The sequence below is a fragment of the Methylophaga sp. UBA1464 genome, assembly GCF_002325665.1.
Taxonomy (GTDB): Bacteria; Pseudomonadota; Gammaproteobacteria; order Nitrosococcales; family Methylophagaceae; genus Methylophaga.
Genome location: NZ_DCSO01000080.1, coordinates 44,146 through 45,617 on the forward strand (window position 1 = coordinate 44,146; position 1,472 = coordinate 45,617).

At 49.0% G+C, this 1,472-nt stretch carries 1 pseudogene; it reads left to right on the forward strand.

The features are described 5' to 3' along the window. Positions 1 to 1,472 (forward strand): annotated as a pseudogene (infB, locus tag B3O33_RS10295) (translation initiation factor IF-2); the annotation flags it as partial.

Consider the following 1,472-nt stretch of genomic DNA (forward strand, 5'->3'; position numbering starts at 1 on the left):
GGTAGCCGCAGCAATTGAAGCTGAAAGACTGGCTGTTGAAGAAGCTCGTTTAGCGGCTGAAGAAGAGCAAAAGGCATTAGCAGAAGAAGCTAAAGTTAAAGAGCAAAAGCAATCGCAAACGGTTAAAAAGGCGCCTGCAAAACCCGAATTAACCGCGTCTCAATTAGCCCATAAAAAACTTGAAGAGGCCGATGCGAAACGTCGTGCAGCTAACCTCGCGAGAATTGATGCTGAAAAAGCCCTGGAAGCTCGTAAAAAAGCCCGTGAGGAAGAAGAAGCGTTAGAAAAAGCGAAAGAAGAAGCTCGCCTGGCGGCAGCTGAAGCCCAAGCCAAAGAACAGAAACCCGATCGTAAAGAGGCTGACGCTAAACACGTTGCAAGTAAAGACAAACCAGCACGTCGTGGTCGTTTTCAGCGTGATGATGAATTTGAGCGTAAAGAACTTCATGTCAGTGAAGGTAAGGGACGCCGTAAAAAGAAAAAAGGTGTTTCACAAAAAACGACTACAGTCGAAACGTCTACGGAACATGGCTTTTCCCGTCCAACCGCACCGGTTGTCCGTGAAGTCAGTGTGCCGGATACCATTTCAGTATCTGATCTGGCCCAGCGCATGTCAGTTAAAGCGGCCGAGGTTATCAAAGCCTTGATGGGTATGGGCACAATGGCCACTATCAATCAGGTTCTGGACCAGGATACTGCCGTTATTCTGGTAGAGGAAATGGGCCACGTAGCCAAACCAGTCCAGGAAAACGAAGTTGAACAGGCTCTTGAAGCCTCGATTGAAGTAACGGGTGAAGCACTTCCTCGCGCACCTGTTGTAACTGTAATGGGTCATGTTGACCATGGTAAAACCTCACTGCTGGATTATATCCGTCGTACTAAGGTGACATCTGGTGAAGCGGGTGGTATCACTCAGCATATCGGTGCATATAAGGTTGAAACTAGTCGTGGTGAAGTCACTTTTCTCGATACGCCCGGCCATGCGGCTTTCACTGAAATGCGTTCACGCGGTGCCAAAGTCACTGATATTGTGGTTCTGGTAGTAGCCGCAGATGATGGTGTGATGCCGCAAACCATTGAAGCTGTACAACATGCCAAAGCAGCCGGTTCAACGCTGATTGTTGCTGTTAACAAAATGGATAAGCCTGATGCCACTCCAGATCGGGTTAAGCAAGAATTAACCAACCACGAAGTTGTTCCCGAAGACTGGGGCGGTGATGTACAGTTTGTGCCTGTTTCAGCCTTAACGGGTATGGGCGTTGATGATTTACTGGATGCAATCTCACTGCAAGCTGAAGTGATGGAGTTAACTGCACCGGTTAAAGGGCCTGCCCACGGTACAGTGGTTGAATCGCGACTGGATAAAGGTCGCGGTACCGTTGTGACCGTACTGGTGCAGCGTGGTACTTTGAGAAAAGGTGACATCGTGGTGGTTGGCCAGGAATTTGGACGGGTTCGCGCCTTGTTCAACG